We start from the raw sequence: 7,917 nt of genomic DNA, 5'->3' as shown, positions 1-7,917 counted from the left end.
TAAGTGTGGTATTAGTCTTGATTGTGGTTTTAGTCGCAGGCTTTATTGCGATGCAATATAACGCCATTATTGCCAAGTTTAACGCAGTAGAGCGTGCGTGGGCTTCAGTTCTGACCCAAGAGCGCCAAAAAAACAAAATCATCCCTCAAGTAGAAGCGTTGGTGGAACAGTACCGCCTACACGAATCAGATGTACTGACCAAGGTAACTGAGTTGCGTTCGGCTTTGTCTGCGATAGATGCGAGTTCCGGTATTGATACCGCGCAACTGGCGGCAGCAGAGCAACAAATGCAGTCGCTAATGCAGGGTTTAAAGGTGGCCGTAGAGGCTTACCCAGAGCTTAAAGCATCGGATGTATATCTAAAGCTCATGGCTGAAATTAGTGAGCAGCAAGAGCATATTGGCGCAGCGTTACGTATTTTTAACGCCAATGTGGAAGACTTTAATAATGTGATTGAGATGTTCCCGAGTTCGATTGTTAATAATATGCTGCTACGTAAAGAGAAAATACAAACGTTTACGGATAGCGAAGCGCAAGCAGGGTTTGAATATAAACCCAATTTTTAGTCTTTTCCGCTGAAATAGGTTTAGGGCGTCATTAGTTCAGTTCTATAGGCTTTAGTCATGCACAGTAACCGTATTGTTACCCGCAACATCGATAAAATTCGCGATGATGTGGAATCGGCAACCACTCAAGACGATTTGCTTACACTGATTAAGCATGTTGAAACCCATTCTGGGCCGTTGAATTATCGCGATCCTACTTTGCAGGCACTTAAGTGGTTGTTAACCGCGTTTTGTGCGCTGTTACTGTTCTTGATCTTTATTCATAATGACTTTGAGTGGGTAAGCTACATAACCCGATACCTGATTGATGATGCTGGCTTTTGGATGCCTGTGATATGGGCGGTGATAGCCATGAACTTCCTCTATGATAGAGGCATCTATCCAATCTCGGCAGGCTTAAACTTACTGTTGCTTAGCGCTGTGATGGCGGTGGTGGCGACGTACGTGCCACGTTGGCCTAAAACGTTTTGGAATGCAGTTGAAGAGTTGATTGCCCTTATCAGCTTTGGCTTTGCAGACTATCGGTTTGATAAAGAGTTGACGTTCGTGGTGCTGGTGTTTCTGCTGACCATTGGCTTATGGGGATGGCTCTATTTTCGAGCCAACTGGCGTAAGCCTATGTCAGATAGAATATTCTTGCGAGATGCGCTGATAAACAATGAGCTAACAGAAATTACTGGCCAAGATGCTGATAATGTAAAATCGCTGGCCAAGCAGTTTAATGAGTTTCGCTTAGGCGGGAACACCGGGAAAATAGTCTTGCTATGCCAAGGCCGCTATCAAAAACCGGGCAGTAAATTCGTATTTCGTCTGTTTCATTTCCAATATACAGTGACTAAAAATAAGACAAAGTCGACCAGTGGCGGTGGTTATCAGAGTACAACAACCGAAGAAGTGCACAATCGATACGGTATCTTACTCGATTTTCCGTATGCGAGTAGTTTGACGATTAACGGTTATAAGAAGGCAAGCTATAAGGGCGTTGACTACCATAGCGAATCAACAGCATTCAATCGCCTCTACTCCGTACGGTCAAAAGAGGCGTTAACGGCGGCGCGAATTCTGAAACCAGCTGTGATTGACCGATTAATCGAACTTAGGCAGCAATTTGATTATCCAACACTTGATATCAATGACCAAGGGCGCATGTGTATCTCAACATCCACGCCACTGATTAGCGAAAAACGTCAACATAGTCTGTCTAATCCAGCGGAGTTTTATCAAGAGATTGCAGGCCATACTGAACTGGTTGGTGTAAACAAAATGCTCGACTATGCTCACGATTTACTGCGACTCAGTGATAATAATTTTAAGCAAGATAGCTAAAATGTGAATCAACAAAAAACGGGCATCATGCCCGTTTTTTATTGGTTAGCCGTTTAATGATCTCTTTACTGCTCTGCGCGATAGACAAATAGTGCCATGTTAGTCACCGTCTCATCGATAGGTGTTTGGTTAAACTCGCCGGTTTTCTCATCGGTAATCGAGTATTTCATCTCACCCGCTTTGGCTAATCTTGTCGTTTTTCGGCAAGTTTGCATGTTTTTCACGTTGCAGTTTTCTAACCAAGCTTCGGTTGGAAAGTAGGTTGCATATAAGGCGATTTCGTTAGTCGTTGCGTCTTTGGTATGCAGCACTTTAACTTGAACAATGCCGTCAATCATCCCGTCTGAGAGCACGCTATTGATGACTTTTTGGTATTGTTCTTTATAAGTATCTGCGTTATTGCTGACAAACAGGTACGATTCAAGGCCAAATTCCTCCAGCTTTGAGCCAAGCTTGGTTGCAAAGGTTTTGCTTACCTCATGAAAGAAGGCATTGGCATTAGGATTATCGTAGCTTGAGTTAAGGCCATCCCCAGCCACAACCAATACCCGTTTATTTTGTGCATTGTCTACTTGGGGGTTGCTACAACCGGTAAGTAGGGCAAATAGTGTGACTACAACCATGTTACGCAGTAGGGATATTTTATTCATCTTCTAAAATCTCACAATCAGGAAAGGCATCACGGAATGCTTGCGGAGCGCGAATTGGCTCATAGCCATGTCGTTGACTATAACCATCATGATATATCGGCGCGTTAGCACGACGAAGATCCAACTGTTTCAGCGTTTTCAGTTTGAAGATCACCGCCGGAAATTCTTCAAAGTGGTTGTATGACAGATCAAGCACTTCAAGCTTACTTAATTTACTCAATTTGGCAGGCAGCTTAGAGATATGGTTAAAGTGTAGATTGAGTGTTGTGACATCTACATATTGCTCAATATTGACCGGTAGAGCGGCCAAGAAGCAATTATGCATGTCTAATTCAGTGATTTTTTGTCTCGTAGGCAACTGAATAGGTAAACGCGTTTTGACACTATCAAGATCGTGGAAGCTCTGCATATAAATGTCAGGATAACGGTGGCAGTTGACCAGACGTTTTTCATCGGCCCCTTGTAGTACACGCGCAAAGCCACAACCTTTATGCCAGTTTAAGCGATCACCTTCAATCAGCTCATCAATAATGGCCTGATGCTGGGTACATTCCTCTTTCTGACTCAATACCCAGAGTAAACCTTCATCAAATCGCTCGAAATAGGCTTTGGCAAAGGTGATGGTCAACTCGCGACCCCAACGCTTTGGTAACCCTTTGAGTTTTTGGTACATTGGCCCTTCACCAGTCGGTATCTTTTCCCAGTTTAAACCACGCAAATTGTCTTCAAAGAAAATTCTGTCTTGTACAGCCACTTGGAAATGTTCATCGCCGTAGCCTGCTAACAGCTTTTTAATCTCTTTACGCAGGTTTTTGTCACTGGTGGTTTTGAGAATGAGGAATAGCGGAATGAACAGATCTTCGGTGACGCCACCTTGCTGTAACATCTGAACGGCGACTTGATGGCTGGCAACATCGGGTGACTTCAACATGGCAAGAACACCGTCTATCATGGCTTCACTGCCTTTGGTTTGCAAAAATTGCGGCGCAGCTTGTTCGAACCACTGTTTGAGTGCTGTGTCATCAATGAACAGATAGTTAGCCATTAATGCGGCAGTATTTTTAGGATTGGCTCCTAAAACGACATGAGTGACGCTGTCGGTTAATTTTTTGCTGACGGTGAAACCAAGCTCGTCGGCTTTGGCTTTGAGTTCTGTCGCGGTGAATGGAATTTTTCCGTTCACAAACAACACACTGTCAGCGCTCAGTGGACGTTGTTCTACTGTTGAAATCGCTTTTTGACGTAACCAGTTAATGGCATAGGCTTTAAATGGGGTGTATTTGGCTTCCATGAAGGCCAGATAGAATTTGTCCCCTAACACAGACGTGTCGGTAGGAAGATCTTTCGGTTTTGGCGCTCCTAACAATACCTGCCAGCAGTGGCGCTTTTCATCATCAGTTAATGGTGATAGCTGTAATATGCTCAACTGCTTGGTTAATTGTGACGCACGAGTATCTCTGTATTGAATATTGATCTCGCAGTCAACTTGCTCTGATAGTGTCACTAAATTAACCGCATTTTCCCAGTCATCATGTTTTTCGGTGACTCCCAGTGTGAATGAAGAAAGCGTTGAAGCGGTGTGAAGATCATTCAAGTTAGGTAATAGCATGACAGGGTGACGGTAATCAGCCAAGTCAATCGTTAAGGCCTTGAGTTGACTCATTTCGGCAAGATTACCGATCTCATTTAAAGTCGGCTGTAGTAGCTTTAGCGTCGTCAGGTTTTTATGTTGACGGACTGACAACGGCAGTGTTTGCGCGTCAAAGCGGCCAAGTTTCAATGTCGATAACTGAGGGAGTTGAGCCAAAATTTCGGCATCACCTAGCTCGCCGCATGAGGAGATCTCCAATGATGTTAGATCTTTTGACTGAGCTAACCAATCCAGTTTACTCGTAGATAAGCCACTAATAGAAGCATTAGTGAGGGCGGGTAATGTAATTGAGTCTTGAAGGCTAAAGCCATCGCAGTGGATTTTTAAACTCTGTATAGAAGATTGGCCATCCAGCAGGGTGTCTAAACGAGCAGGTGTGTCAAACAGCGATAGCCAGAGTGATTGGATATCTTTCAGGTTAGCCAATAAACCATCAGGGAGCGATGGAGCTTGGCGAGTTCGAATATACAACCAATCAATTTTGTCAGCAGAGCCAAGTGCTTCTGGGGCGAAGTGAATGTTGTCGCACTCAATATGTACTTTCTTCGCTTGTGTTCCAGCGCACAACACCGGACCGTGAAGGTGGGTTTCATGACGGAATGAGAGTTCTGCGTCCTGTATAGAGCTTGGCAGCATCAGAGGAGATAGTGTGAGTGGTGCACTTGGCTCATCGTCATCATAACCTGGCATACCACTGCTGAGATCAACGGTTGTGAGTGATATCGCACGAGTTAGGTCGATGCCGACCTGATGCGTATCTTCGAGCCTGATTCTACATTTCTCTAATTGAGTGCTTTCGACGCATAAAAACCCCGGCGCATGCCCCTCATAGGTGAGATTTAGTTGGCGAAGAGCAGGCAGTTTTCCGATGGCTGTCAGCGTTTCTGGGCTGTGAGTTCTTGCATGCTTAATGGTATGTAATTGCTGCATGGAAGCAATAGCAGCGCTGGTAAACTGTAAGGGATATTTGTCGCCTTCAATGCTTTCCAGTTTGTTTAAATGAGTAAACAGCTCATCGTCCAGTATTAATGGCTCAAGCTCATCATCGTCATGATGACCGTTATAGCCGAATTCTATGTGCGTAAGATTGGGCAATGCATACGCAAGTTGCGCCCAGGTTGGGTGCTTGTGGGTGCAACTGTATTCAATAGACGTAATCTCGGGATATTGGTTTTCTAATTCATCGAGTACGTCATCGGTTAATTCAGCATGGCTCATTGGTGAGTTCCTTTTTAGCGCCTTATATCCTATGAGATAAGGCGCAAGTTTTATTCTGAGTTATGGTCGTTTTGCGCTTATTCGTTTTTGAGACTACGTGAGGATGTCTTCTAAAATCTCACAGTGAGGGAAGGCATCACGGAATGCCTGCGGGGCACGAATCGGTCGATAAGGGCCTTCACAGCTGGTTCCGCCTTGATAGGTGTAGGTTGAGATGTAGTCATCAGAGGCAACTGGTTTGCGTGCACAGCGTAGATCCAATCGTTTAAGATTCTTCAATGTCAGTAGCACCTCAGGGAAGGCGGTGAAGTGGTTATGGCTTAGCGATAACTCTTCGAGTTCACTGAACAGGGCAAAATCACTCCGTAGCTTGGTTAGCGCATTGGCCGATAGGTCTAAGCGACGAACATGGCGATAATGTTCAATACCTTTAGGCAGCACATCAAGTAAGCAATGCCCCAAATCTAACGAGGCAATAGTGTGACTTTGCGTGAGTTCGCTTGGCAGGTAGGTCTTTGCTGTGCCTAGTAATCTATCGTGATTTACTGTTGTGCTGCAATTAATATGGCGGTAATAGTGCACCATATTATGTTCATCAAACTGCGCAAGTGCTTGTTCAAAAGCAGCGCCACGTCGCCAATTCAAACAATCGCCGTCAATCAACGTCGCGAGGGCGTCAAGTTGCTCGGCAGAAGTCTCTTTTTGCATCATCAGGTAGATTAAGCCTTCGCCAAAACGCTCAAAATAGAGTTTGGCAAACTGGTTACACAGCAAATCACCCCATTTCTTTTTCTGCTTTTTAAGCTTGTCGACCATCACGCCTTGTCCCATAAGACGGCCGTACTTGTCTAGCCCTTGGCAAGTGTTGAATAGAATGCGGTCATTGACGGCAAGCTGGAACAATTCGTCGCCCATACCCGCTAGAAGTTCTTTGATTTGCTTGCGCAGCTTATTGTCAGAGGTGGTTTTTAGAATAAAGAACAGCGGTAGGCGCATTGCTTCGGTGACACCGCCTTGCTCTAACATTTGTACCGCGACCTGATGAGAGGCCTCATCTGGTGATGCAAGCATCGCCAACACGGTATCACCCATAGCCGCACTGTTTTCTTGTTGCAAAAATTTTGGCGCTTGGTGGGTGAAATAATGTTGTAGACTCGTTTCATCGATCAGTCGATGGCGTTCTAAATCGAGTAACTCGATGGATTTCGGCGCGCTACCAAGCAGCACGTGCGTTACTTTATTGTCTAACTTTTTACTGATGGTAAAGCCAAGCTCTGCAGATTTTTGGTTAAGCTCTGCGGCTTTAAACGCACTGCGGCCACTGATGAAAATAATACTGTCTTGCGCCAGCGGCTTTTGCTGCTCACTTTGCGCTGCAACTTCCCTTAACCACGTTTTATGTTGCGCTTTAAATCGATTGTATTTGGCTGCCATAAGCGCCAAGTGAAACTCAGCAGGCATTGCAGGAAGCTCGGCCGGTTTCTTAATCGCGACGAGAATATTGGCGCACTCTAAGCACTGATCAAATGTGAGCGTCGTACCTCGTAAGATCGAAAGCTCCTTGACCAGATGATCATTCCATAAATTGAGTTCGACTTGTGGCGCCAGTTGTAGCCAAACGGGATTGCTCTTGGTTGGATGAATATCTAAGTAAATACTTTCTAATGCGGGTAAATCCGTAATCGAATCCACGTTGGGCAATTGGTTTTCACAACGGTCTTTAGGTTGTATCCTAAATTCTTTTAAGCTGGTCATCGCATTCAGATCACCGAGCGTTGAGAAGGCACAATGGTACAAGCTAAGTCTTTCAAGGTTGCTATTATGACGGATAAACGCGGGTAGTTGTTCACCAACAGGCGCATGTAGGCTGCAATTAGTCAGAGCGGGTAGTTTTGGTAGTGCTGATAGATCGCCAGCAAAGAGTAAATTGAGACTAGTCAGTTCAGGGCTATTGGCTAGCCATATTGGTGGTTGTTCATGGTGCCAATGGAGATTCGCCGTTTTCAGCTTCGGTAAGCAAGTGTTGAGTAATGGCGTCATGTCAACATTGTCACTGCGTAGCTCGAGCTCTTCTATTGAGCAATTGGTAGAGAAAATATCCTGCTCGAACTGGGCGTTTTTCACTTCTAAGTAGAGTCGTTCTATTTCAGTAAAATTGCCCAATAAGCCCGTTGGAATAGGGGCGTTAAGATCAATCAACTTTAAACGGCAGTATGTCACGTGGGACAAATTACCGAATAAAGATTCATTTAAGAAACCACTGTTTTGCTCCAGCCAGAAGTGTTCTAGCTTTGAGACATTATCGAGCATTGTTGACGGTAAAGCAGAGACGGTTTTAATCCCAAGATACAGTTTTGATAAGCAGGAAGGTACGTGGAGTGCTTTGATTGTTATCGCCTCGACATCATCACGTCGATATTCGTCATAGTGGTCTATTTTCAGCTCTGTAACTGGCGCTGCACTCAAATCAATATCGAATTCATGGCAGTATCTAAATAGCGTTATA

5 protein-coding genes are annotated in these 7,917 nt (G+C 44.8%); 2 read left to right on the top strand and 3 right to left on the bottom strand.

Features of this window, described 5'->3' with window-relative positions:
- Both RH85_RS10055 and RH85_RS10050 read left to right on the top strand, forming a co-directional pair.
- Positions 1 to 566: LemA family protein (locus tag RH85_RS10055; protein ID WP_006712113.1), on the top strand; the 566-nt coding region annotated here is incomplete at its 5' end.
- Positions 567 to 623: 57 nt separating this feature from the next.
- Positions 624 to 1,892: a DUF3137 domain-containing protein gene (locus RH85_RS10050; RefSeq protein WP_006712112.1), complete on the top strand. Its 1,269-nt coding sequence runs from the start codon at positions 624 to 626 to the stop codon at positions 1,890 to 1,892.
- 65 nt (positions 1,893 to 1,957) lie between these two features.
- Here the strand turns inward: RH85_RS10050 and RH85_RS10045 are convergent, their stop codons facing one another.
- From RH85_RS10045 to RH85_RS10035, 3 genes are all read right to left on the bottom strand, one after another.
- A complete protein-coding gene (locus tag RH85_RS10045; protein WP_006712111.1) occupies positions 1,958 to 2,542 on the bottom strand; it encodes a hypothetical protein in 585 nt (194 codons plus the stop codon).
- Positions 2,535 to 5,411, bottom strand: a complete 2,877-nt coding sequence (locus RH85_RS10040; RefSeq protein WP_006712110.1) for a BRCT domain-containing protein — start codon at positions 5,409 to 5,411, stop codon at positions 2,535 to 2,537. Before RH85_RS10040 ends, RH85_RS10045 begins: the two co-directional genes overlap by 8 nt.
- A 93-nt stretch (positions 5,412 to 5,504) precedes the next feature.
- A partial coding sequence (locus tag RH85_RS10035) for a leucine-rich repeat domain-containing protein (protein ID WP_006712109.1) occupies positions 5,505 to 7,917 on the bottom strand: 2,413 nt, incomplete at its 5' end.

Origin of the sequence: Vibrio ichthyoenteri ATCC 700023 (assembly GCF_000222605.1) — a bacterium.
Taxonomy (GTDB): Bacteria; Pseudomonadota; Gammaproteobacteria; order Enterobacterales; family Vibrionaceae; genus Vibrio; species Vibrio ichthyoenteri.
This window is presented reverse-complemented; position numbering and strand designations above follow the sequence as displayed.

Coding starts and splice junctions, on each gene's coding strand:
- RH85_RS10050 (WP_006712112.1), top strand. CDS start 624: ATGCACAGTAACCGTATTGTTACCCGCAACATCGATAAAATTCGCGAT.
- RH85_RS10045 (WP_006712111.1), bottom strand. CDS start 2,542: ATGAATAAAATATCCCTACTGCGTAACATGGTTGTAGTCACACTATTT.
- RH85_RS10040 (WP_006712110.1), bottom strand. CDS start 5,411: ATGAGCCATGCTGAATTAACCGATGACGTACTCGATGAATTAGAAAAC.